Consider the following 23,198-nt stretch of genomic DNA (forward strand, 5'->3'; position numbering starts at 1 on the left):
ATGAGCAGAAAATTATTGATTAGGATTTATAGATTGTTACAATATCCTTTGAAGCCTGGAGTGAATTCTTTACTTCTTACCTACTTTGATTTATACTAACCTTTGTTAATCGTAATGATTCTTAAAAAAAAGGTGATTGTTTTGAATAATGTAATGAACCCCATCGTTAAATTAGAAGATATATCTTACAAATATACAAAAGATTTAGTGTTGGAGCATGTCTCACTTGAAATTCCTAAAGGGGCCTTTTTAGCAATCGTCGGACCGAATGGGAGCGGTAAATCTACTCTTTTGAAGTTGTTACTCGGTGTGTTTAAGCTCCAAAAAGGGAAAATCGAAGTATTTGGGGAAGATATACGACGCTTTAAAGATTGGCAGAAGGTGGGTTTTGTCTCCCAAAAGGCAAATTCTTTCAATTCGGGTTTTCCTGCTACCGTATTCGAAGTGGTTCAAAGCGGGTTGACTAAAAAAATTGGCCTGTTTAAATTTGCAAGCAAAGAGGATAAGAAAAAGGTGAAGGATGCACTACAGTCTGTGGATATGCTGGAGTTCCAGAACCGAAATATTGGTGAATTATCCGGTGGTCAACAGCAGAGGGTGTTCATTGCCCGTTCGATTGTCAGTGAGCCGGAATTGCTAATATTAGACGAACCGACTGTTGGTGTTGATTCAAAAAATGTCCATCAATTTTATGAAATGCTAGAAATGCTAAATAAAAAATTGGGAATCACCCTGATTTTAGTTACACATGATGTGGCTACTGTGACCGATAAAGTCACACATGTTGCCTGTTTGAATAAGGTGCTTCATTTCCATGGAGATGCCATAGAATACAATGGACTGAATGAGGAAGAATTGTCTTCTATTTATGGACACGGTGTTCAGTTCTTAAACCATAATCATTAATAAGTTTTGGAGGATAGCCCAATGATATCGGGGATATTGCAATTTGAATTTTTGCAGAATGCTTTTTTGACCGGAATCATCATCGGAGCGATTGCGCCACTTGTAGGCGTTTTTGTCGTGGTAAGACGGATGTCTATGATCTCCGATGCACTCAGTCATGTAGCGTTAGCAGGAATTGCGTTTAGTTTACTGCTTCAGAAAAGTTTTCTTTCTCTTGCCGGATTAAATCCACTTTATATTGGAATGGCTTTTTCGGTTGGAGGTTCGTTGTTTATTGAAAAATTAAGAGGGGTGTACAAACACTATCAAGAGCTGGCCATCCCCATCATCATGGCTGGGGGCATGGGGCTCAGTGTTATTTTCATTTCCGTTGCAGATGGCTTTAATACGGATTTATATGGTTATTTGTTCGGAAGTGTCAGCGCAGTAAGCCGTACAGACTTATATCTCATTATGGGAGTCGGCATAGCAGTCGCTTTAATGCTGGCTTTATTGTATAAAGAACTATTTTTATTATCCTTTGACGAAGAGCATGCAAGGGCTTCGGGGATTCCCTATCAAGCCATTCATTTTATCTTCATCGTAATGGTGGCATTGGTCATCGCTGCATCGATGAAAATCATCGGTATATTACTTGTATCTTCGCTAATGACTTTGCCTGTTGCTGCAAGTCTTCGCTTTGCGAAAGGCTTTAAGCAAATGATTGTTTATTCCATACTATTTGGAGAAGTATCTGTCGTAGGGGGATTGATTTTATCTTACAATATGGATCTCGCTCCAGGGGGAACAATCGTTATCATCGCTGTGCTAATACTTATCTTTTCAATTTTTATGGATAAGTGGAAAAATCGATAGGTGGGGTGATTTTTTGAACGTAACAACAGCCATGCAATTACTTAAAGATAAAGGCTTTAAACATACAGGGAAAAGAGAAGAAATGCTGGCTCTTTTCTCTTCAAGTGATAAATATTTAACAGCTAAAGATGTGCTCGAGAATATGAAGCAAGACTATCCTGGCTTAAGTTTCGATACGATATACCGAAATCTTTCCTTGTTTGTCGAACTTGGTATTTTTGAGATGACTGAATTGGAAGGGGAAAAGCATTTCCGATTTACTTGCGGCCATTCTTCACATCACCATCATTTCATTTGTTTGAATTGTGGTAAAACTAAGGAAATTGAAGTATGCCCCATGCAGGAGCTTCAGGAAAGTTTGAAGGACTATGAAGTTTCTGGTCATAAATTCGAAATTTACGGACGATGTCCTGTCTGCATATCGGTAGAATCGTAAAAAAACCATTGACATCTGCCAATGGTTTTTTGGTTCTACTTTATGCTTACCGGTTTTGCAGATAACCAATGTGTCACCCATTGAGATGCCTCCAGCCAGTTATTGACCCGGAAGACTCTATCCGGGACCGGACCTTGGTTATAGGGGGTATTGAATAGTAGGACAGGAATTTTACATTCTTCGGAAATGGAAACGGCATTGTCATACTTGTCCTCTAAAAAGATGTCAACAGCGTACTTCTTTGCTGTAGCCACCTTATCATGGGAACCGACTAATTCCAAGTGATTGTATTGGAGCTGGTTCTTCGTAAACCAGTCCTTTGTTACATCAAGAAGACGGTCACTTCTGGCACTGATGAAATATAAATCGGCTAGGGTCATCCAGTTCTCCAGGATATCCTTTGCTCCATCGGCCATCAAAGACTCTGCATAGATGGTCGGTTCGGTATCGATGAACCATTTTGAGAATTCTTCTTTTGGAACATTGACGAAGGGGAATAAATCATATTCATTAATGTCTTCATAGGTTAAATTTAATTGAAAAGCTTTATTTAAATAGGGGACTAAGGTATCAGGTCTTGTTATAGTCCCGTCTATATCGATGCCAAATCTTTTTTTCACGATGACTCTCTCCTCATTATCAACAGTGGTTTTAGTGTATCATAATCAAGTATGGTATTGGAAACAATCCATATTTATTACCAAGACATGAAACCTTTTTCATGAGGGTATTTCCTTATTATACATACACTATAAATGCTCCTAAAATCGAAAGTGAGTGATGGATGAATGGAAGAAGACCAATACTCCATGAATGACAAGGACCATACAACAGAAGAGGGAAAAGACCCAGTTGTTATCGTGGATGATCAACATCATGAGCGGTATTATTCCGAAGAGAATGCGGCAGACCAAAGAGGATATCAAAAAAGAGAAGAGACATCTGTGGCAAATAGTCGTTATCAAGAAGAAACTTCTGCAGAACTTGCCACATTGCCAAAGGAAAACCGGAGGTATAATAAACGCTCAGAAGATTCTGAGAGGACGTCGAATGGAGCTGGTGTTGGAGCCATTGCCTTAATCCTATCCATTCTGTCGCTGTTTATGATGCCATTCATCATGGGGATTCTTGGGATCATCTTTGGATTTTTAGCCCGTAAACGGGGGTCTAGCATGGGCTCATGGGCTATAGGGATAGGTGCTGTTTCCATCATTGTCGGCATTTTTATCTTGCCATTCTTTTAGGAGCATATTTAGCTGTTTTCGATACCCAAATCGGAAATGGCTTTTTTAGTGGAACAAAAAAAGTCCTGATGAGCTCAGGACTTTTTTCTGTTTTATTTAGTTATCACTGCAGCCGCTGCTTCAGCTTCGGCTCTTTGTTTTGCATAATACTCTTCAGCAATTTTATCGATTTCTATTTTTAGTTCCTCAACCATTGTTTCTTCAGGAACTTTACGAACGATTTTCCCTTTTCTAAATAGCAAGCCTTCTCCGCGTGCTCCGGCAATGCCTATATCAGCCTCACGGGCTTCACCAGGACCATTTACCGCACAACCTAGGACAGATACCTTAATTGGGGCTTTGATCGTCTGGATGTACTCCTCGACCTCATTTGCGATGGCGATAAGGTCAATTTCAATACGTCCACATGTAGGGCATGAGATTAGGGTAGCCATATTAGAAGCAAGCCCGAAAACTTTAAGAAGTTCCCTTGCTACTTTAACTTCTTCAACAGGGTCTGCGCTTAATGATACACGCATTGTGCTACCTATCCCTTGACTAAGGATGGCGCCTAGTCCAGCCGCACTCTTAACCGTACCAGAGAAGAGTGTACCCGATTCAGTAATTCCCAGATGTAAAGGATAATCAAAAGCTCTTGCAGCTTTTTCATAAGCTTCGAGTGCCAAAGAAACATCTGATGCTTTCATTGAAACGATGATGTCATGGAAATCAAGATCTTCTAGGATCTTAATGTGGTGCAATGCACTTTCGACCATGCCATCTGCTGTTGGATAGCCATATTTATCAAGGATTTTCTTTTCAAGAGAACCTGCATTTACTCCGATACGAATCGGAATGCCTTTAGCTTTAGCAGCTGTTACCACGGCTTCTACTTTTTCGCGGCGACCGATATTTCCAGGGTTGATCCGTATTTTGTCCGCTCCGCCTTCGATAGCTTTTAGGGCTAGCTTGTAGTCAAAATGGATATCGACCACTAGCGGGATATGGATCCGTTTTTTAATTTCAGGGATAGCATCTGCTGCTCTTTCATCTGGGCAAGCGACACGTACAATTTGGCATCCTGCTTCTTCAAGACGAAGGATTTCTGCAACGGTTGCTTCAACATCATGCGTTTTTGTCGTTGTCATGCTTTGTATGATTACTTCATTATTGCCGCCAATTGTTAAGTTTCCAACTTTAATTGGCCGCGTCTTAGTGCGATGTATGATTTCACTCAAGTGGAATTCTCTCCTTTAGGAAAAAATCAATTTTGATTTTTCATTTAGTTCACTAAAATATTGTATCAATGTCCATACCGGTTGACAAGGAATTGGACGTATTACTTTTTTATTATGAAGAAAGTATACTATTTTCAGTCGGGATTGACATGGTTATATGTTCTATTTAAGCAAGAAGTTAGCATCACTTCGAATATATTAGCTGAAAAATGGTTCACTTCGACTTATTTGTAAATCGGAATTTTATATGTTTTACCTATTTGCATGTTCTCTGGCTGTAACCCTTCATTCAAACTTTGAAAGTCAGATATGATTTCTTCAATTGGTTTGTTCGTTGCTTCTTTTTCCTTCTCTATGATGGAAAGTAAGGTATCTCCAGGTTTGATGAGGATTTCTTTATATGCTATTGAAGGGTTCTCGGGCTTGTCCACTGGCAAGGATGGCTGGACTGGAGTTGATGTTAATTGTGAAGTGGGCAGGGTTCCTGTGGTTAAATCGAAATAAATAATAAATAGAATGAAACAAAATGATATAAATAGCAGGATCCTTTTCATTTTTCCATCCCCCCAAGTTTGTCTTTCATACATATATACTTGGAAGGGTGTAAAATTATGCCTAAAAACGGGCATTTTTCATGCTGAGGGTTTATTTATGGTCTTTTAGGTTTTAAAGATTTTAAAGAATGAACATTATCATATACATTGGTGCTTAGAAAACGGCGAATTACTTTTGAAGTTAAACCAATCCTTACGGAAATGCAAAAAAATAGTTGGTTAGGTTTAAAAAAATCCAGACAAGTCTGGATTTTTTTATTCATATTATATTTTATCGAGTGTATGAGCTGACTCCTTAATAGATAAGTGGAGAATAATCAACGAAACAAACCAGCTAATGAAGGAAGCGAATGGGACAGCTGCTTGAAAAGCCTCCATGATGGTAAAGAAAATAGTGGATAGGGTGATACTGTACGCGGCTATTCGCCATAAATGTCTATAAGAAATAGAACGACCCGATGTGCTTCTAAATATAATTCCGAACGCAGCAAGAATGGTCACTTTCAAGAATGAACCAGCTGTTGTAAATAAATATAAAGTCAGTAGAAGCAACGGCATGATAATCGGGAGGACGGATGCTACTGAATTGATCCACTTGAATAAATCCTCGTTATTCCCTTCCAAAAGCGAATAAGGAGAAGTCTGAGCATTACCATTTGATACAAATACAAGTTCAGATTTTAAAAGGGCGACTGCTTCGTCCGATTTGGCCGAAATATCTTTGGGAGTCAGAGATCCAGTACCATCCAAAAATATCTGATAGCCATTTTTTTTAACTACGAATGGCTCGTTGGTATCGGTCGTTAATGTACCATTCTTGATTTCAAAATCGGGCAGGTCTCCTGATAGAGTATCTTCAAGGGCATTTATTCCATTCGTTATCATTGTACCTAAGTAAAATGCGGAAGGGAGGAAGAAAATGAGGCTCAATACAAATACATATAATATGGTCTTACCGATTCCTTGGTTTCGAAAGGAAGCGATATCTTTAGGTGAATAGAGACTCACCCATAGTTGTTTGAATACGTTCATATTTTCAGCACCTATCTTGTGATATTTCCCCTCAAGTTTAACGACAGTAATGGAATAAAACAACCTGTATCGGCATTCTATGGTTTCATTCGTACATAAAAGGGCAAATATGAAGGGATAGGAGTAGGTGTATATAAAATTGAAGGGATGTTTTATTTTTGGATACACTATTTTGGATTATTATTAGCTTGATGTTCATAATCGGTTTTGTCGGTTTGATTTTTCCCATCATTCCAAGCGTGTTATTCATATTTGCCGGTATTTTGTTATACGGACTCTTTTATTCCTTTGAATCCTTTGGTTGGTTTTTCTGGACTGTCCAAATTTTATTTGTCATTTTACTATTCTCGGCAGACTATATAGCCAACATGGTCGGCATCAAGAAATATGGCGGGACTAAGGCTGGGGTATGGGGCAGTACGATTGGTCTTCTTGTCGGTCCTTTTGTGATTCCGTTTGTGGGAATTTTAATTGGGCCCTTTATAGGAGCCTTCTTGGCGGAAATGATTGTTCACAAAAAAGATATGGCTTCTGCGGCGAAAATTGGTCTTGGTTCCGTAGTGGGCTTTATAAGCAGTGTTTTTACAAAAGGGATCATCCAGCTTCTTATGATTGGGTATTTTTTATTTGCGGTATTCTCATAAGTGCTCCAAATAAAAAAATATAGGCATAAGGTTTGAATCGTAAAAGAAATTTTGGTAATCTTAATCTAACGAGCTTTAGGAATCTACAGATGACTAAGGCCCTTTAAAAAAACAGCTTACATAGGGAGGAATTTTATTATGGCTTTTGAACTTCCACAATTACCTTACGCATACGATGCGTTAGAACCACACATCGACAAAGAAACAATGAACATTCACCACACGAAACATCACAACACGTATGTGACAAACCTAAACAAAGCTCTAGAAGGAAACGAAGAGCTTCTTAGCAAAAGCGTAGAAGAAATCGTCGCTAACCTAGATGCAGTACCTGAAGCTGTTCGTACAGCTGTACGCAACAATGGTGGCGGACATGCTAACCATTCATTATTCTGGGAAATCCTTTCACCAAACGGTGGTGGACAACCAACTGGAGAATTAGCAGATGCTATCACTTCAAAATTTGGCAGCTTCGACAGCTTTAAAGAAGAGTTCGCTAAAGCGGCAACTACTCGTTTCGGTTCTGGCTGGGCGTGGCTTGCAGTTAATAACGGTGAATTAGAAGTTACAAGCACACCAAACCAAGATAATCCTTTATCAGAAGGTAAAACTCCAATTCTTGGATTAGACGTTTGGGAACATGCTTACTACCTAAATTACCAAAACCGTCGTCCTGAATACATCAATTCTTTCTGGAATGTTGTTAATTGGGATGAAGTTGCAAAACGTTACAGTGCAGCTAAATAATAATTAAGCATCGATAATAAGGCGGGAATCCTTTTGAGGGATTTTCGCCTTATTTTTTTGTGAAAAAAATAGAAGTTGTTAAGGGATTCAACTTACATGTTACTGGATCTTTGTATTCGCATAGTCAGGCCAATCAATTAGTTTTCTTTACCTTTTTCACATAAATGCCTTTGTTTCTTCAAACACTAGAGTGGAATTTGAAGGGGAGTTAAAACAATGGGTATTTTAGTGAAATGGAAGGGAGAGGCGAGAGCGAATAAAGATTTGCAGCTTCTCTTACTGATTGGCGGATTGTATAGCCTTAGTGTCGCTTTATCCAATACATTTGTTAATGTGTATCTGTGGAAACAATCCGGTCAAATTATTGATATTGCTGTGTACAATTTAAGTATGGTACTTTTTCAACCAATTACATTTGTCTTTGCTGGAAGGTTAGCGAAAAAAGTCGACCGGATTATTGTCTTGCGGTTAGGCGTCAGTTTCATGGCCCTATTTTATTTGACTGTTCTTATAGTTGGAACACGGGCCACCGATTATCTTTTCTTGCTGGGTGCATTGTTAGGCATAGGCTATGGATTTTATTGGCTTGCTTATAATGTACTGACTTTTGAAATTACCGAACCGGATACAAGGGACTTTTTCAATGGATTCTTAGGGGCTTTGCATTCATTCGGAGGAATGATTGGACCTATTCTTTCGGGGTTTATCATATCGAGGCTTGAAAAGTTCACGGGGTATTCCATCGTCTTTGGCTTATCGCTACTCTTATTTACCATCGCGGTGTTTCTCAGTTTTTCGTTAAATAGGCGACCCGCTCACGGTAAATACTTTTTTATAAAAGTTTGGAAAGAAAGAAAAAACAACAAGAACTGGAACTTAATCACACTTGCCCATTTCTTTCAGGGACTGAGGGAAGGAACATTCATGTTCATTATTTCCATCACTATCTTTGTGCAAACGGGAAGTGAGCTGGCTTTAGGAAGTTATGGACTATTGAACTCAGCCGTGTCCTTTGTGGCCTACTTTTTTGTTTCACGGTACATAAAACAACGCATGCGAAAGAATGCGATTCTTATCGGGGGCATTTTACTTTATATGGGAGTCTTGCTCATCGCCTTTGATGTCACATTCGGTAAGCTTTTAGTTTATGGTGGCATCGTAGCTGCCGCGTACCCACTTCTGCTTGTGCCGTATATATCATTAACTTATGACATCATAGGCAAGGCTAAGGATGCTGCAAAAATGAGAATAGAATACGTTGTTGTCCGTGAACTATTCGTACATTTTGGAAGGATAGTATCGGTAGTAGGCTTCATCTTAACGGTCATGATGTTTGATTTGAAACAGAGTTTGCCCATATATCTATTAATTGTTGGAGCGGGACATATGGTGATTTATTGGTTTATCAGGAAAATCGATATCTATGATCATAATTGAAAAAAGGCCTTATGGGGCCTTTTTTCATTACAGAAATGAAAAGCAGGTAGATTGTTTATTTGAGGGAAGTTTTAATGTGTCTAATATTTCTAGAACAAGAAGGTAGAAAAAAACAAGATTGTTCTATAGAATAGTATAGGACTATCATGATTATGGATAAAGGAAGTGTGGCTTGGTGTGGTGAGTACAAAGAAAAAGAAAAAGACGCATGTACCTTTCAGATTGAATGTTCTTTTCTTTTTAGTATTTGTTTTGTTTTCTGGACTGATTTTGCGTTTGGGGGTCGTACAGATTGTATACGGCGATGATTACCGGCGCGAGATTGAAAGAACAGAAGAAGTAACCGTGAACAATTCGGTACCCCGTGGTAAAATGTATGACCGAAATTTGAAGTTGATGGTCGACAATCAACCACTGGATGCAATTACATATACAAGAAAGCAAGGTACGAAACAAACAGAAATGGTCGAAACGGCCGAGAAGCTAGCAAAGTTGATTGATAAAGAAACGGATAAAGTCACGGAACGTGATCAAAAGGATTACTGGATATTGAATCATCCAAAGCTTGCGGAGAAAAAGATTACGGATAAAGAAAGAAAAAAGGTAGAAGAGGGAGAGCTTAAAGAAGCTGACTTGTATAAGCTGCAACTCGAACGAATTACCGAAGATGAAATAAAGCTATCTAAAAAAGAAATGGAAGTCCTGGCCATTTATAGGGAATTCGCCAGTGGCTATGCATTGACTCCACAAATCGTAAAAAATAAGGAAGTAACGAAAGAAGAGTTTGCAAGGGTCAGTGAAAATCTTGATTCCCTTCCAGGCGTGGATATATCGACGGATTGGGATCGCTTTTATTCCTATAATAAAACGCTTAAGTCTGTGCTAGGAAAGGTCTCTTCATCTGAAGAGGGATTGCCTAGCGAAAGCCTGGGCTATTATTTAGCACGTGATTACAGTCGAAATGACCGTGTCGGTAAAAGTTATATCGAATTGCAATATGAAGATGTACTTCAAGGACAGAAGGCAAAGGTCAAGAATGTTACCGATAAATCAGGAAATGTTATAGATTCTGAAGTCATTAAGGAAGGACAACGGGGGAAAGACCTGGTGTTGACGGTAGATATAGATCTACAGCTTGCCACGGAGGCAATCATTGAAAAACATCTCATTAGCAAGAAGAAATTGGGGAACACCAAATTCTTGGATAGAGCGTTTGTCGTGATGATGGACCCAAAAACAGGAGAAGTTTTAACGATGGCCGGAAAAAAATATGACAAGGATGAAAAAACGGGGAAAAGAACTATTAATGACTTCGCATTAGGAAACATCACGACTTCTTATACGATGGGATCTGCTGTGAAAGGCGCCACTGTTTTGACCGGTTATCAACAAGGGGCCATTCAGCCCGGTACATTCTTTTATGATACAAAGCTAAAAATCAAAGGTACAAAGGAAAAAGGTTCTTATAGTAATTTTGGGAACATAAACGATTTAACAGCTTTAAAAGTTTCTTCTAACGTTTACATGTTCAGAACGGCGATTAATATTGCAGGTGCACATTATGTACCGAATGAGCCCTTGAACATTAAATCCAGTGCATTTTCAACGATGCGTAATTCATTTGCCCAGTTTGGTTTAGGAGTTCGTACGGGAATCGACCTCCCGATGGAAATGAATGGTTTTAGAGGTTCGGAAACAACCCCGGGTAAGTTACTTGACTTTGCTATCGGACAGTATGATACATACACCCCTATGCAACTTGCACAATATGTGTCCACGATTGCTAATGGTGGGAATCGTATGGAACCGCACCTAGTTAAGGAAATACGTGATCCGGTTGACGATAATGACGAGCTGGGTCCCATATCAGAAGAAATATCACCAAGTGTCTTGAACCGTCTGGATATGAAGGACGAATGGATCAATCGTGTCCAAGATGGCTTTGAAAAGGTGTCGATGGAAGTAGGCGGAACAGCTTATTCTTATTTTGGAAATAAGCCCTATACCGTAGCGGCCAAAACTGGTACGGCTGAAGCATTTTATGATGGACCGAGTAGAACGGATTATAGTGAGCCACAAGCCACAATGAACATCACACTCGTGGGATATGCTCCAGCTGAAAATCCGGAAGTCGCATTTGCTGTTGTCGTTCCCTGGGCTTACCAAGGACATTCAGGTCATTCAATGAGTAAAGAAATAGGTGCAGAAATCATGGATGCTTATTTCAATCTTAAAAAGGAACGGTCTGAGAAAAAGGACGCGGATGCAACGACCGATTTGAAAGTTGAAAACGGCAAAGAAATCCAAAAAGAGCAAGCTGAGATAAGAGATAGTCAGGAAAATGAATAATAAATGAAAAGTGACACGTTTTTGGATCATCCAAAAACGTGTTTTTTTATGTTCAAATGAGGGAGGAGAGGGATTTTCCTGTAACTTTACAATAGGTGAACATTCATTTACTGAATATTTACAATTCCTTTAAACGAGGTTTACAGTTTAATCGTATGATTTGTATGTAGGACAAATTAATCATAAAAATATTAGGGGGATTTACGCATGAGATATTTCAAAGGGATGGCCATGACAGTAATGATGAGTGGAGTCATTGCAGTTGCTGCAGGTTGCGGTTCGGATGATTCGACTAAAGCAGGCAATGCAAAAGGAGAAGGCTCTAGTTCATCTCAATTGGCAGGAGACGTGATCATGGATGGTTCTTCAACGGTATTCCCGATCGCGGAGGCAGTCGCTGAAGAATATATGGCTAAACAACCAAAAGTGAAAGTTTCTGTAGGGTCTTCAGGAACGGGTGGTGGATTTAAAAAATTCATCGCTGGTGAAACTGATTTAACGAATGCGTCCCGTCCAGTCAAAGAAGAAGAAAGCACATTAATTGATGAAAAAGGAATCGAATATACAGAACTGAAACTAGCGTTTGACGGCATTTCAATAATAGTCAATAAAGATAATGATTTCATCGAACACCTGACAATCGACGAACTAAAAGAAATATGGACCGACAATGGGACTGTGAAGAAATGGTCTGATATACGTCCGGAATGGCCAAAAGAAGAGATCAAATTTTACTCACCAGGGACAGACTCGGGCACATACGATTATTTCAATGAAGTTATACTGGAAGAACAGCCGATGGTGGAAAATGCGACACTTTCAGAAGATGATAATGTGCTAGTACAAGGAGTGGAAGGGGACAAGAATGCCATTGGCTTCTTCGGATTCGCGTACTATGCAGAAAATAAAGATAAATTAAAGGTCGTTTCCATCGATAATGGCAATGGGCCCATAGAGCCAACTCATGAAACGATTAAAAGCGGGGATTATGCTCCGTTGTCCCGTCCTTTATTCACTTATGTAGCAAACAAAGCGATTACAGAGAAAGAACAAGTAGCGGACTATACAAAATTCATGATTGAAAATGCGGGAGAACTTTCAGAAGAAGTAGGTTATATCAGCCTACCGGAAGAGGAATATCAGAAGGATCTTGATAAGTTGAAAGAAATAAAAAAATAGAAAGCTTAACAGGCTATTCACTTCCGCTTCTTCCTATGGAAGCGGGGTGGGGAAAGCTTGGAACCCAAATATTGCGTGTATGAAATGGGGGAGACATGTTGGAACTGAAACAAGCAGAAACCTATTCTGTACAGCAAATGATTCTGGAAAAGAAAAGAAAACAAAGATGGAATCTAGAGAAAATGATTCCTGTTCTGTTGTTCCTGACCGCAGCACTATCAGTTTTAACGACCATCGGAATCATTTTCACTCTAATTTTTGAAACGTTTATATTTTTTGAGAAGGTGTCCATAGTTGAATTCTTTACAAGTGCTAAATGGTTGCCGTTCGCAGCTACACCTTCTTATGGAATTATGCCCCTTGTTGTAGGCACATTGAAGATAGCCGTAATCGCGTCCATCGTTGCTGTTCCAATAGGACTTGCGACTGCCATTTTCTTGAGTGAATATGCATCAGAGAAAACACGGAGAATTATTAAGCCAATTCTAGAAGTATTAGCCGGAATCCCGACGATTGTTTACGGATTCTTTGCCTTAACCTTTGTTACACCGGTTTTACGTGATCTTTTCCCTTTCCTGGAAATGTTCAATGCGCTTAGTCCCGGAATCGTTGTAGGAATCATGATCATGCCGATGATAGCTTCTTTGTCGGAGGATGCACTCGTCTCAGTACCTATGTCGATTCGCGAAGGGGCATATGCTTTAGGTGCCACAAAGCTTGAAACAACAGTGAAAGTGGTACTTCCAGCTGCTGTATCCGGAATTGTTTCGTCCATCGTCCTTGCTTTGTCCAGAGCAATTGGTGAAACGATGATCGTAAGTGTAGCAGGTGGTTCAACTCCTAATGTGAACATGGACGTCACCTCATCGATACAAACAATGACAGCCTATATCGTACAGGTAAGTAGTGGTGATGCAGGGTACGGTACTACGATTTACTACAGCATATATGCGGTCGGAATGACGCTGTTCGCCTTTACGCTGATCATGAATCTATTGGCACAGTTCATCTCCCGCAGGTACAGGGAGGAATACTGAACATGAAACTGATAAATAAAGATCTTGTGGCAAAAAAAATGCCCATTAGGCTGGCGATTAATTCGATATATAAAGGGTTATTCTTCTTGGCAACCTTATTTGGGCTCCTTGTATTGGCCATCTTATTTTATCGGATAGTGACTCAAGGGATTGGTTATCTGGATGGTGATTTCCTCCAAAACTTTGCATCCCGAAAACCCGAAGATGCTGGGATAAAGGGAGCCTTAATCGGTTCGTTATGGTTGATGATTGTCGTAGCCCCGGTTGCTCTTTTCTTGGGCGTTGGAACGGCCATTTACTTGGAGGAATATGCGAAAAGGAATTGGATCACCACATTTATAAAGACTAATATATCTAACTTGGCAGGAGTTCCCTCCATTGTATTCGGATTGCTTGGTTTGACGGTCTTCGTCAGGGCACTAGCCTTAGATCGCTCCATCTTGGCAGCTGGTCTAACGATGAGTCTACTAGTCTTGCCAGTCATCATCGTAGCGGCACAGGAAGCTATTCGAGCGGTACCACGTGAATTAAGAGATGCATCTTATGGAATGGGGGCAACCAAATGGCAGACCGTCTTGAAAGTGGTACTTCCAGCTGCCATACCAGGGATACTAACAGGTGGAATACTCGCTTTATCTCGAGCGATTGGAGAAACAGCACCATTAGTTGTGGTGGGCATTCCACTATTCATTGCCTTTTTACCAAGATCACTCATGGATACTTTTACGGTGCTTCCTATGCAAATCTATAACTGGACATCACGACCACAAGAAGAATTCCAGCAGGTGGCTGCTGCAGGAATCATAGTGTTGCTTATTCTGCTGATTTTCATGAATTCTATTGCTGTTTTCATTCGAAATAAATTCCAAAAAAGATACTGAGCGGAGGAGAATAGTATGAACATGACGTTAACGAAAAAAGAGAATTCATCAATTGAAATGGAAGAAATTTTGCCAGTTTCTTCTGGGGACATAGTATATAAAACGTCAGATCTCAATTTATGGTATGGGGAAAATCACGCGTTAAAAAATATCAATCTGGATATGAATCAGAATGAAGTGACCGCAATCATCGGTCCCTCAGGATGTGGAAAATCCACTTTCATCAAAACGTTGAACCGGATGATTGAACTTATACCAGGCGTTAGAACAACGGGAGAGATTAAATACCGGAAACGTAACATCCTGGATCATTCATACAAAGTAGAGGATTTGAGAACACAAGTTGGTATGGTTTTTCAAAAACCGAACCCATTCCCTAAATCAATCTATGAAAATGTGATATATGGACCCAAACTTCATGGAATCAAGAATAAAAAGATCTTGAGTGAAATTGTCGAAAAGAGCTTAAAAGGGGCTGCTATTTGGGGTGAAGTAAAAGACCGCCTTCATGAAAATGCATATGGGCTTTCCGGAGGGCAGCAACAGCGACTTTGTATCGCTCGTTGTCTAGCGATTGAACCTGATGTCATTTTGATGGACGAACCGACCTCAGCTCTTGATCCTATCTCTACTCTAAAAATAGAAGAATTGATTCAGGAACTGAAAAAGGATTTCAGTATCGTAATCGTTACCCACAATATGCAACAAGCAGCCCGAATCTCTGATAAAACGGCTTTCTTCCTAAATGGTGAAGTAATCGAGTATGACAATACCAACACCATCTTTTCGAACCCGACGGATAAAAGAACCGAAGACTATATTACTGGACGTTTTGGATGAATGACAAGGAGTTGGCTTAATGATTGTACGCGAAAATTTCGAACTTCAGTTGAAAGAATTGCAAGAAAAAGTAATTGAGTTATCTAACTTGGCTTCGAACGCCATCATTAAATCGTTTATGGCGCTTGAGAACAGGGATGTTGAAGAAGCACTTGAAGTAATCGATGATGATACGAAAGCGGATTTATTGGAAGAGGAAATCAATGACTTTGCCATTCTGCTAATTGCTAAGCAACAACCGGTCGCCATTGATCTGCGGAGGATCATTGCTGCCATCAAAATCGCTTCTGATATTGAGAGGATGGCAGACTTTGGCGTTAACATTGCCAAATCGGCCATCCGTATCGGCGACCAGCCTTTCATTCTTCCTTTAACCCATTTAAAACAGATGTATGATATCACGTTAAAGATGATGGAGCTTTCCGTTAAGGCTTTTGAAAGGGAAGATGTTACGCTTTCTCGGGAAATCATTGAAATGGACGATGAAGTCGATCGCTACTATGGAGAAATGATTCGAAGTCTCCTTCGACTTTCGGACGAAAAGAACCTGCAGCAGGTTACCCAGCTTTCTTTTATTGCCCGTTATCTAGAAAGAACCGCTGACCATACGACGAATATTGCTGAAAATATATATTTCCTTGTTAGAGGACGATATATTAGCCGTAATGAATAAAAGGGCTAAAAAAGAGACATTCTGTGGGCGGTTAGCCAATCAAAATGTCTCTCTTTTGTATTATTGCGTCAATGTTTTGGCCAGTTGTCGGTACGACATATTATCGGTCACGACAAACTTCCCAATTTGAATGTTCTTGGAGAAGCCCTGTTCATTGACGTAAGCCTCAAAACCTGTAGCATCATCGATAATCTTTTCTTTTTCCAGTTTTTTTGATATTTCTAATGTAGTCATATTTGCCTTCACCTCTATGGTATAGGAGACGACTGAATTTTCTTTCTCAGGAATTTGCTCCTGTTTTTCTTCTTTCTTGTCAGTTCTCTTCTCTTCTTTTCCAGAATTCAAGGTTTCATCTTTCGGTAAGGATGTGATATATCCCTTTTTGTTTAGTACTTCCTTAGCTTGATCAATGGTCGGTACCGTTTCTTCAGCTGGACCTATCGTATAATAGTAACCGGCGAAGACTGCTGTGGAAAAAATGATGCCGGCTGAAAAGGCCTGAAGCGTCACTTTATTCATCTTCGTTTCCTCGCATTCTATGTTCTTCAATCACCGAAAGGGTTTGTTCCTTAGATAATGAGGATTGTTTGGCGATTTGGTCTAATGAAAGTCCTTGGCTATACAAAGCAAGAACCTGGCTCTTTAAAATCTTATGAATGGGCTCCCTTTCATTAGGAGAAATAGTAGCTTTGTATTTTGCACCCTCAGTGTGGATCGGGCCATCCTGGATAACAAATTCCTCCTCCAGTATCTTCACTTTCTTTTTTAGTTGATAGATATCCTGCATATAGGTTATGGTCATTTGTTCTAAGTCCTCTTCTAACTTGGCAACCTTGTCTTGTTTGAAAAACGAAATAATAAGAAGGATGATCGCCAAAGAGAATAATAGAATGATTAAGCTTTCCATGTTTTCACCTCAGTAGAGAATTTTCGACATTTACATCTATTTTACACATATTTATTAATAAATTGGAGAATTTCCTATTAATATCTTTTTAAGATAGCGTTTCATTGGTTAGTCTGTTGTATTTTTTTTCAGGATTTGTCGAATTCATACCTGATTTCTTATATGAAAATAAAATTGGATTTTAAATTAAGTTTTAAATCCTTAATTTTCAAAAGTTAATATATTTCGACAAAATGTGTTTATTGTCCATTAGGGAATTCAATGCTAACATAAAAGTAATAATAAACTGAAAAAAATGAATTATTAGATTATTTGTTTAGTAGTGCATGTACTTTCTTAAACTGGTGTGCAGGATCTCAAAGGATTTAGTTTTGCTGTCAGCGCCTATCGATAAGTTTTATATAAATTAGAGAAGAGAAAGGGATGATTTTATGAGTTCATTATCCGCATATATGCCACAGGATAACCGGGAAGCATTTCGAAAGGGGTTAAAAGCGGGGCTATGGATGGACGAGAGTTTCGATTGGTATCCTGAAGAGGATATGATGAGTCATCCTGGAGGGGAAATAAGATCACTTTTACAAACATTTACCGAGGGGCAAATTACTTTTTCAAAGTTCACGATAAGAAATACATCATTTGAGCCTAAATATCCTAAAATGTTCTTTCACTATGAAAACGCTTTCGAGAAGCAAGCTGTCGCATTTTATAGTCCAGGTGAACGAGCAATCTTACATGTTGCAACTCAATCTATTGCTTTATTAGGTGGGATTGTGAAGGGGAAAGGTATATCCCAATACTGTATTCAAGGTAAAGGGAGTCTTTATCAAGATGGATGCTTTAAATCGCTGAAAGAAGGGCTTCTTGCCTACTCACCGCTTGCTAAGGGAGAGGTCACTAGCATGTTCACCCTGGAAACGGAAATACTCCCGAAAGAATGTGTGGAAGTAGTGGCTTGGGCCATTCATGCCGAAACAAAAGATGAAGCCAAATTCCTGAATAATAAACTGCTCCTATCTATGCAAAACGTCGAGAATTAAGAAAGAAACATGGTAAATTATTTTTTCCCGAAAAACATACTAGTAATTCACAATGAATAATGCTATTATAGAAAAGTCCTATGTGAAAAAGTCAATATGTTTGGAGGGAAATACACATGCGCGTAAATATTACATTAGCTTGCACTGAATGTGGAGACCGTAACTATATTTCTAAAAAAAATAAACGTAACAATCCAGACCGTCTTGAGCTTAAAAAATACTGCTCAAGAGAAAAACGCAGCACAACTCACCGCGAAACAAAGTAAGCAACAGGATTTTTCCTGTTGTTTTTTTTTGCTTTCTTTTTACTAATTCCCTCCTAACCATACATGATTAAATTTTTCGACAGCTTAATCTTCCAGCTTTCGTAAATGAGTTCTTTTTATGAGATACTTATATCAGTAGTCATAAAGGAGTAGAAAAAGATGAGAGAGAATAAGAAGATACTCCGGCAACGCATTCGAACTCGTTTATTGGAAATGAGTAACGAAGAGCATGAGGACCTATCGAATAAAATTGCCGAAAATTTATTTACACTGGAAGAGTGGAAAAAGGCAAAAACAATCGGAATCACCATTTCTATTCCTCCAGAAATTTCAACAGTGATGATTATTGAACAAGCGTGGAGGGAAGGCAAATCAATAGCCGTACCGAAGTGCTTTCCTGAAGAGAAGACAATGGAATTTAAGAAAATCACTTCCTTCAATCAGTTAGAATCCGTTTTTCATGGTCTTCTTGAGCCAATAGAGGAGACGAATAAAGTGTCTCTCGGTGAAATGGATCTATTGGTTGTCCCCGGACTGGCTTTTTCAAAAGAAGGATACCGCCTAGGGTTTGGTGGAGGTTATTATGATCGCTTCCTTTCTCATTACCGAGGCAAGACGTTAGCTCTTACATACGATGTACAATTAATTGATGATTTGCCGATAGAGGTGCATGATATCGCTGTTGGTAAACTGATTACGCCTACGAAAATCTTACGGACATATGCCCATTAGGCAAGAAAAGATTTGATTATCATTTTTCGCTCATAAAATTCCCTTTCTGTATCACACTAAGGATAGGAGGGATGGTTATGCTTCGATTAATTGTACAAATCTTCTTGATTGGTTTAGTGGTTTACGCAGGTTTTAAAAATCGTTATCGACTGGTGAATGTTGCCCTATCTAATAGCATGGTGAGAAAATTTCTCGTGACCAAATCCTTAAACATGCCCATAATAAGGGATAAAATGATGCAAAGCATGTTTACACAAACTAAAAGATGACCGAGTGGAAGGAACCTTATGAGAGGGTTCCTTTTTTTGTTAGGTACTTTACAACTCTTTTTTTACTTTTGCCAAATATTCGTCTATAGTTTTAATTAGAAATAACAAGGATTATTTAAGGATAAGATTCATTAGAAAGTGGGGAATGTAGTGGGATTTAAAGAGGATTATCTGTTTTGGGAGATTGTCAGGTTGCTATCGGTTCAATATGATTACCGCATGATTACCGTAACAGAGAACCATGAGGAAATATGGCTTGAAAGTGAAAAAAATACGGAATTTCCAGTGGTCAGACTGATACGTCATGACCTTGATTGGGCAAACTGGCTAAAAAGGGATATCGACCGAACCTTAAAGAATGGCGAGCAAATCAGGAAAAAATTATATAAAAAACCAATCAACATCCTAAGCGTCTATGTAAGTAAGTTTGCTCCGGTTGATGATTATGAATTCAGTATCCAACCAGCAATCGTTCAAAAAACGAAAGTGAATACATTTATTTTTATAGGTGAAACTGTTTCCACTTCGATAAAAAATCTTGAAGCTACACTGAAAAAACCACTTCCGATTTCCGTTCCGGAAGAAGAGGAGATGGAGGAAAGTCAAGTTCTAGAGTTAAAGAAGACCGCCATCTCGGCGTCAGTCAAAAAGGCTAAGGCGGAACAAAAAGTATTTCGAAATGCTAAACCATTTTTCACTTATATATTGATAGCGATCCAAGTTGCAGTGTTCATATTGATGGAGTTTAGTGGGGGAAGCACAGATACTAAGACTTTGATCGAGTTTGGGGCTAAGTATTCGCCTTATATCTTACAAGGGGAATGGTGGAGATTCTTTACCCCCATGATTGTCCATATTGGATTTATCCATTTGCTCATGAATACATTTTCGTTGTATTTAATTGGGGCGGAAGTGGAACGGATATACGGAAACACTAGATTTCTACTCATCTATATATTTGCTGGATTTGCAGGAACATTAGGTAGCTTCATTATGACCCCGACCCTTTCAGCAGGAGCAAGTGGAGCAATTTTTGGCTGTTTTGGGGCACTTTTGTATTTTGGAATGGTCTACCCAAAATTATTTATGCGTACGATGGGGTCAACTGTCATTGTTCTGATCATCATTAACCTGATTTATGGTTTTTCCGTTCCAGGCATTGATAATGCAGGGCATATAGGCGGACTAATCGGTGGTTTCCTGGCCGCGGGAGTGGTGCACTTACCTAAGTCGAAAAACCTGTTACGTCAGATGGCTTTTTTAATTGGGACTGTGCTGCTGACTTACTTTTTACTGCAATACGGATATAATAATCAGAAACAGGATGATGAGACCATGGCTATACTGGCCCAGGATTACATGGCGGATGGTGAGGAAGGGAAAGCGGAGAAAATGCTGGCCGACTATGTGGAGGGGAATTCTGACGCACCGATTTCTCACTTCATTCTAGGAAACCTAAACTTTGATAATGAGGACTTTGATGAAGCCCGTTACTACTTTGAAAAAGCGATTGAACAAAATCCTGAATTACATGAAGCACATTATAATCTGGCTTTGACTTATACAAGGCTCGAACTAATGGACGAAGCGAAAGAGCAGGCCCAAAAGGCTGTTGAGCTTGCTCCAAAGGAAAAATCATATAAGCAACTGCTTGAAGAATTAGAATAATAATAAGGCTATAGTTTTTGGCGCAGCAAATTTGGGGTGCCATCTTTACTGGTGAAAAGGACTAGTATTTCACTTTTATCTTTTGCTATAAGCAGTTGGGGGATGGTGCTACCTTGTGGACTCACAGTGGAGCCATCCTCCTTTCTTATGCTTAAAACATAATTTTTATAAAGTCCTTCCCATAGTTTACCGACAATCTCTTCCCTTTGAAATGAAGGGAAACTAGAAAGCCACTGATTTTTTTTTGCGGGTAAATCAGTTAACAAAATAATTTTGTATTGATTTAGATTAACTTGAAATGTCTTTTTGGCTTCATCCAAACTGTGTTGAGTGATTTCCTTCGTCACGCTGTCCAGCACATTTTTCCACTCTTTCTGCTCCTCGGAAAGTGGATTATGAAAGGATTGGAGATTGGGCGTGGACACAGCATAAAGTTTATCTTTACTCATTTGCTGTGCGCTAGTGAAGATGGTATCAGAAGGATGCAATTCGGCATAATGGAAGGTAATTGCATCGTAAAGGCCACTCTCACTTTCCTTGGTCTTGGCAGTTTGGGAAAGATCTTTTCTGTTTTGTTTCCATTTCCTTAAAGTACCTTCTAATTTCCCATTCTTAAAAAGGAGGGATACATCCTGACGTAAATAGGCGGACCGATCCAATGAGGAACGAACATCCCAGTTAAGGGAATAGGTTTCTTTTCCAGTTTCTTTCACCACCAAATGAGTAGAGGCCTGTTCAAATTGGAGGGAAGAGTCAATTGGAAAGAAATTTATCGTTTCTTCTACCTGAGGTGTGTCTGAAAAATATAAGATAATAAAAATAGTAGCCAGTACTAAAAAAACGGTATACTTCATTTGTAGTTTCATTTGTCTCCTCCGTTTTGTAGGATGAATGGCTATAAGGTGAGGTATTCATGGAATACTGGATAAATTCGAATATCGGGATGTCTTTTCCTTATGTACATCATATGAATAGGGATGGACATGTATGAGAAGTACTAAAAAAACATGGAAGATTTTCACATGGAAAAGGGATAGGCTATACTTTTATAGAAAATAGTAAAGAGGTTTAGTATGAAAACATATTATGATTTACAACAATACCTGAAAAAATTTGGGACATTTATCTATTTCGGTGATCGTGTGGCCGAATTGGAAATGATGCAAGCTGAAATTAGAGAAATTCACCAGATGGGAATGATGGACACGAAGGACTATCAGATGGCGATTCTTTTAATTAGGCAGCAACTGACTCTGGAAAGAGAAAAAAAAGAGAAAAAAAGGTGATTGTATGGAAAAGATGCTGTTAGGGGTAGACTTGGGTGGAACCACTACCAAGCTTGCTCTAATCACCACTTATGGAGAGATGATCAGTAAGTGGGAAATTGCGACCGACAAATCCGAAAATGGAAAGTTTATAACCATGAATATCGCCAAGGCGATCGACGCCAAGTTGGCGGAACTTAATGAGCCAAAAAGTAAAGTGTTAGGGATAGGTATGGGTGCTCCAGGACCTGTCAATTTCTCGAATGGTTCCATCTATGAAGCTGTTAATCTTGGATGGAAGGACTACCCTTTAAAGGATCTATTGGAAGTCGAGATATCCCTTCCGGCCGTGATCGAGAACGATGCCAACATGGCAGCATTGGGTGAGATGTGGAAAGGCGCGGGTGAAGGAGCTAAAGATCTTGTATGTGTAACGCTTGGAACAGGTGTAGGCGGAGGGATCATTCATAATGGCCATATTGTCCATGGAGCAAGTGGAGCTGCCGGGGAAATTGGTCATATGACCGTTGTAACAGACGGAGGGGTTCCCTGCAACTGTGGGAAGGTTGGATGTTTGGAAACGGTCGCTTCAGCAACCGGCATCGTACGCCTTGCATCTGAAGCTTTGGCTACGGACGACAATTTGAGCCTTCTGCAACAAAGAATAGATGAGGGGAATCCATTATCTTCTAAATTGATTTTTCAATGTGCAGGGGAGGGCGACCCTTTGTCAAAAACTGTGGTGAATCGAGTGGGCAATTATTTAGGCTTGGCATTATCACATATTGGCAATATCATGAATCCTGAAAAAATCGTGATTGGCGGTGGTGTTTCTCATGCAGGAGATATACTACTTGAACCTGTCCGTCAAGCGTTTGAAAAGTATGCTTTTAATCGAGTCCGTGAGTCGACAAAAATCCATCTCGCAACCCTTGGAAATGATGCGGGGGTCATCGGGGCTGCCTGGCTTATTAAGAATCGGTTGAATCCATGAATACCTTTTTGATTTAACGGTGTGCT

At 39.4% G+C, this 23,198-nt stretch carries 27 protein-coding genes; 20 read left to right on the top strand and 7 right to left on the bottom strand.

Annotated features, from left to right (window positions below):
* Positions 1–153: 153 nt before the first annotated feature.
* From ACQKL5_RS01745 to ACQKL5_RS01755, 3 genes are read left to right on the top strand one after another with little or no spacing between them, the layout of a single operon-like run.
* Positions 154–906 carry a metal ABC transporter ATP-binding protein gene (locus tag ACQKL5_RS01745; protein ID WP_427606301.1) on the top strand — a complete coding sequence of 251 codons (753 nt, stop codon included), beginning with the start codon at positions 154–156 and terminating at the stop codon, positions 904–906.
* Positions 907–927: 21 nt separating this feature from the next.
* On the top strand, positions 928–1,761 hold the full coding sequence (locus ACQKL5_RS01750; protein ID WP_427606302.1) for a metal ABC transporter permease: 834 nt from the start codon (positions 928–930) through the stop codon (positions 1,759–1,761).
* A gap of 13 nt (positions 1,762–1,774) precedes the next feature.
* Positions 1,775–2,197, top strand: a complete 423-nt coding sequence (locus tag ACQKL5_RS01755) for a Fur family transcriptional regulator (protein ID WP_427606303.1) — start codon at positions 1,775–1,777, stop codon at positions 2,195–2,197.
* A gap of 35 nt (positions 2,198–2,232) precedes the next feature.
* Here the strand turns inward: ACQKL5_RS01755 and ACQKL5_RS01760 are convergent, their stop codons facing one another.
* Positions 2,233–2,817 (bottom strand): 5' nucleotidase, NT5C type, encoded by a 585-nt coding sequence (locus tag ACQKL5_RS01760; protein WP_427606304.1) that lies wholly within the window; start codon positions 2,815–2,817, stop codon positions 2,233–2,235.
* A gap of 189 nt (positions 2,818–3,006) precedes the next feature.
* Here ACQKL5_RS01760 and ACQKL5_RS01765 point away from each other — a divergent pair, with 189 nt between their 5' ends.
* Positions 3,007–3,441, top strand: coding sequence for a hypothetical protein (locus tag ACQKL5_RS01765; protein WP_427606305.1), 435 nt, complete (start codon positions 3,007–3,009; stop codon positions 3,439–3,441).
* 92 nt (positions 3,442–3,533) lie between these two features.
* On the opposite strand, the gene ispG is transcribed toward ACQKL5_RS01765, so the two are convergent.
* From ispG to ACQKL5_RS01780, 3 genes are all read right to left on the bottom strand, one after another.
* A complete protein-coding gene (ispG, locus tag ACQKL5_RS01770) occupies positions 3,534–4,649 on the bottom strand; it encodes a flavodoxin-dependent (E)-4-hydroxy-3-methylbut-2-enyl-diphosphate synthase (protein ID WP_427606597.1) in 1,116 nt (371 codons plus the stop codon).
* Positions 4,650–4,882: 233 nt separating this feature from the next.
* On the bottom strand, positions 4,883–5,212 hold the full coding sequence (locus ACQKL5_RS01775; RefSeq protein ID WP_427606306.1) for a hypothetical protein: 330 nt from the start codon (positions 5,210–5,212) through the stop codon (positions 4,883–4,885).
* A 264-nt stretch (positions 5,213–5,476) separates the two neighbouring features.
* Positions 5,477–6,244: a DUF1189 domain-containing protein gene (locus tag ACQKL5_RS01780; protein WP_427606307.1), complete on the bottom strand. Its 768-nt coding sequence runs from the start codon at positions 6,242–6,244 to the stop codon at positions 5,477–5,479.
* A gap of 158 nt (positions 6,245–6,402) precedes the next feature.
* Here ACQKL5_RS01780 and ACQKL5_RS01785 point away from each other — a divergent pair, with 158 nt between their 5' ends.
* The 9 genes from ACQKL5_RS01785 to phoU all read left to right on the top strand — a co-directional run bounded on the left by ACQKL5_RS01785 (position 6,403) and on the right by phoU (position 16,031).
* Positions 6,403–6,888, top strand: a complete 486-nt coding sequence (locus ACQKL5_RS01785; protein ID WP_427606308.1) for a DUF456 domain-containing protein — start codon at positions 6,403–6,405, stop codon at positions 6,886–6,888.
* A 138-nt stretch (positions 6,889–7,026) separates the two neighbouring features.
* Positions 7,027–7,635, top strand: a complete 609-nt coding sequence (sodA, locus tag ACQKL5_RS01790; protein WP_402965885.1) for a superoxide dismutase SodA — start codon at positions 7,027–7,029, stop codon at positions 7,633–7,635.
* Positions 7,636–7,851: 216 nt separating this feature from the next.
* Positions 7,852–9,072 (top strand): MFS transporter, encoded by a 1,221-nt coding sequence (locus ACQKL5_RS01795; protein ID WP_427606309.1) that lies wholly within the window; start codon positions 7,852–7,854, stop codon positions 9,070–9,072.
* Positions 9,073–9,252: 180 nt separating this feature from the next.
* Positions 9,253–11,421: a peptidoglycan D,D-transpeptidase FtsI family protein gene (locus tag ACQKL5_RS01800; RefSeq protein ID WP_427606310.1), complete on the top strand. Its 2,169-nt coding sequence runs from the start codon at positions 9,253–9,255 to the stop codon at positions 11,419–11,421.
* A 207-nt stretch (positions 11,422–11,628) separates the two neighbouring features.
* Positions 11,629–12,600 (top strand): PstS family phosphate ABC transporter substrate-binding protein, encoded by a 972-nt coding sequence (locus tag ACQKL5_RS01805; protein WP_427606311.1) that lies wholly within the window; start codon positions 11,629–11,631, stop codon positions 12,598–12,600.
* Positions 12,601–12,737: 137 nt separating this feature from the next.
* Entirely contained in the window at positions 12,738–13,637 is a 900-nt protein-coding gene (gene pstC, locus ACQKL5_RS01810; protein WP_427606598.1) for a phosphate ABC transporter permease subunit PstC, read from the top strand.
* A 2-nt stretch (positions 13,638–13,639) separates the two neighbouring features.
* Entirely contained in the window at positions 13,640–14,518 is an 879-nt protein-coding gene (gene pstA / locus ACQKL5_RS01815; RefSeq protein WP_427606312.1) for a phosphate ABC transporter permease PstA, read from the top strand.
* 57 nt (positions 14,519–14,575) lie between these two features.
* The gene (gene pstB / locus ACQKL5_RS01820) at positions 14,576–15,358 is read left to right on the top strand and encodes a phosphate ABC transporter ATP-binding protein PstB (protein ID WP_427606599.1); all 783 of its coding nucleotides are present in this window, start codon (positions 14,576–14,578) and stop codon (positions 15,356–15,358) included.
* Positions 15,359–15,377: 19 nt separating this feature from the next.
* Positions 15,378–16,031, top strand: coding sequence for a phosphate signaling complex protein PhoU (gene phoU, locus ACQKL5_RS01825; protein ID WP_427606313.1), 654 nt, complete (start codon positions 15,378–15,380; stop codon positions 16,029–16,031).
* A gap of 60 nt (positions 16,032–16,091) precedes the next feature.
* Here phoU and ACQKL5_RS01830 read toward each other — a convergent pair whose 3' ends face one another.
* Positions 16,092–16,550 carry a hypothetical protein gene (locus tag ACQKL5_RS01830; RefSeq protein WP_427606314.1) on the bottom strand — a complete coding sequence of 153 codons (459 nt, stop codon included), beginning with the start codon at positions 16,548–16,550 and terminating at the stop codon, positions 16,092–16,094.
* Positions 16,543–16,938 carry a hypothetical protein gene (locus ACQKL5_RS01835; RefSeq protein WP_427606315.1) on the bottom strand — a complete coding sequence of 132 codons (396 nt, stop codon included), beginning with the start codon at positions 16,936–16,938 and terminating at the stop codon, positions 16,543–16,545. The genes ACQKL5_RS01830 and ACQKL5_RS01835 overlap by 8 nt, the downstream gene beginning before the upstream one ends.
* Positions 16,939–17,369: 431 nt before the next feature.
* Here ACQKL5_RS01835 and ACQKL5_RS01840 point away from each other — a divergent pair, with 431 nt between their 5' ends.
* The 5 genes from ACQKL5_RS01840 (at position 17,370) to ACQKL5_RS01860 (ending at position 20,913) form a co-directional block, all read left to right on the top strand.
* Entirely contained in the window at positions 17,370–17,978 is a 609-nt protein-coding gene (locus ACQKL5_RS01840; protein ID WP_427606316.1) for a hypothetical protein, read from the top strand.
* 116 nt (positions 17,979–18,094) lie between these two features.
* A complete protein-coding gene (gene rpmG, locus ACQKL5_RS01845) occupies positions 18,095–18,244 on the top strand; it encodes a 50S ribosomal protein L33 (protein WP_028391797.1) in 150 nt (49 codons plus the stop codon).
* 159 nt (positions 18,245–18,403) lie between these two features.
* Positions 18,404–18,976 (top strand): 5-formyltetrahydrofolate cyclo-ligase, encoded by a 573-nt coding sequence (locus ACQKL5_RS01850; protein WP_427606317.1) that lies wholly within the window; start codon positions 18,404–18,406, stop codon positions 18,974–18,976.
* A 77-nt stretch (positions 18,977–19,053) separates the two neighbouring features.
* On the top strand, positions 19,054–19,245 hold the full coding sequence (locus ACQKL5_RS01855; RefSeq protein ID WP_427606318.1) for a hypothetical protein: 192 nt from the start codon (positions 19,054–19,056) through the stop codon (positions 19,243–19,245).
* A 150-nt stretch (positions 19,246–19,395) separates the two neighbouring features.
* Positions 19,396–20,913, top strand: a complete 1,518-nt coding sequence (locus ACQKL5_RS01860) for a rhomboid family intramembrane serine protease (protein WP_427606319.1) — start codon at positions 19,396–19,398, stop codon at positions 20,911–20,913.
* A gap of 8 nt (positions 20,914–20,921) precedes the next feature.
* Here the strand turns inward: ACQKL5_RS01860 and ACQKL5_RS01865 are convergent, their stop codons facing one another.
* Positions 20,922–21,779 (bottom strand): hypothetical protein, encoded by an 858-nt coding sequence (locus ACQKL5_RS01865; protein ID WP_427606320.1) that lies wholly within the window; start codon positions 21,777–21,779, stop codon positions 20,922–20,924.
* 207 nt (positions 21,780–21,986) lie between these two features.
* On the opposite strand from ACQKL5_RS01865, the gene ACQKL5_RS01870 reads away from it, so the two are divergent.
* Positions 21,987–22,199, top strand: coding sequence for a YqgQ family protein (locus ACQKL5_RS01870; protein ID WP_427606321.1), 213 nt, complete (start codon positions 21,987–21,989; stop codon positions 22,197–22,199).
* Positions 22,200–22,203: 4 nt separating this feature from the next.
* Complete coding sequence (locus ACQKL5_RS01875; protein WP_427606322.1) at positions 22,204–23,172, top strand: ROK family glucokinase; 969 nt, start codon at positions 22,204–22,206, stop codon at positions 23,170–23,172.
* The last annotated feature ends 26 nt before the right edge of the window (positions 23,173–23,198 follow it).

Source organism: Peribacillus sp. NPDC097675 (assembly GCF_050277655.1).
In the GTDB taxonomy this organism is placed as follows: domain Bacteria; phylum Bacillota; class Bacilli; order Bacillales; family DSM-1321; genus Peribacillus.

Coding starts and splice junctions, on each gene's coding strand:
- ACQKL5_RS01745 (WP_427606301.1), top strand. CDS start 154: ATGAACCCCATCGTTAAATTAGAAGATATATCTTACAAATATACAAAA.
- ACQKL5_RS01750 (WP_427606302.1), top strand. CDS start 928: ATGATATCGGGGATATTGCAATTTGAATTTTTGCAGAATGCTTTTTTG.
- ACQKL5_RS01765 (WP_427606305.1), top strand. CDS start 3,007: ATGAATGACAAGGACCATACAACAGAAGAGGGAAAAGACCCAGTTGTT.
- ACQKL5_RS01775 (WP_427606306.1), bottom strand. CDS start 5,212: ATGAAAAGGATCCTGCTATTTATATCATTTTGTTTCATTCTATTTATT.
- ACQKL5_RS01780 (WP_427606307.1), bottom strand. CDS start 6,244: ATGAACGTATTCAAACAACTATGGGTGAGTCTCTATTCACCTAAAGAT.
- sodA (WP_402965885.1), top strand. CDS start 7,027: ATGGCTTTTGAACTTCCACAATTACCTTACGCATACGATGCGTTAGAA.
- ACQKL5_RS01795 (WP_427606309.1), top strand. CDS start 7,852: ATGGGTATTTTAGTGAAATGGAAGGGAGAGGCGAGAGCGAATAAAGAT.
- ACQKL5_RS01805 (WP_427606311.1), top strand. CDS start 11,629: ATGAGATATTTCAAAGGGATGGCCATGACAGTAATGATGAGTGGAGTC.
- pstC (WP_427606598.1), top strand. CDS start 12,738: ATGATTCTGGAAAAGAAAAGAAAACAAAGATGGAATCTAGAGAAAATG.
- pstA (WP_427606312.1), top strand. CDS start 13,640: ATGAAACTGATAAATAAAGATCTTGTGGCAAAAAAAATGCCCATTAGG.
- pstB (WP_427606599.1), top strand. CDS start 14,576: ATGGAAGAAATTTTGCCAGTTTCTTCTGGGGACATAGTATATAAAACG.
- phoU (WP_427606313.1), top strand. CDS start 15,378: ATGATTGTACGCGAAAATTTCGAACTTCAGTTGAAAGAATTGCAAGAA.
- ACQKL5_RS01830 (WP_427606314.1), bottom strand. CDS start 16,550: ATGAATAAAGTGACGCTTCAGGCCTTTTCAGCCGGCATCATTTTTTCC.
- ACQKL5_RS01835 (WP_427606315.1), bottom strand. CDS start 16,938: ATGGAAAGCTTAATCATTCTATTATTCTCTTTGGCGATCATCCTTCTT.
- ACQKL5_RS01840 (WP_427606316.1), top strand. CDS start 17,370: ATGAGTTCATTATCCGCATATATGCCACAGGATAACCGGGAAGCATTT.
- rpmG (WP_028391797.1), top strand. CDS start 18,095: ATGCGCGTAAATATTACATTAGCTTGCACTGAATGTGGAGACCGTAAC.
- ACQKL5_RS01850 (WP_427606317.1), top strand. CDS start 18,404: ATGAGAGAGAATAAGAAGATACTCCGGCAACGCATTCGAACTCGTTTA.
- ACQKL5_RS01855 (WP_427606318.1), top strand. CDS start 19,054: ATGCTTCGATTAATTGTACAAATCTTCTTGATTGGTTTAGTGGTTTAC.
- ACQKL5_RS01865 (WP_427606320.1), bottom strand. CDS start 21,779: ATGAAACTACAAATGAAGTATACCGTTTTTTTAGTACTGGCTACTATT.
- ACQKL5_RS01870 (WP_427606321.1), top strand. CDS start 21,987: ATGAAAACATATTATGATTTACAACAATACCTGAAAAAATTTGGGACA.
- ACQKL5_RS01875 (WP_427606322.1), top strand. CDS start 22,204: ATGGAAAAGATGCTGTTAGGGGTAGACTTGGGTGGAACCACTACCAAG.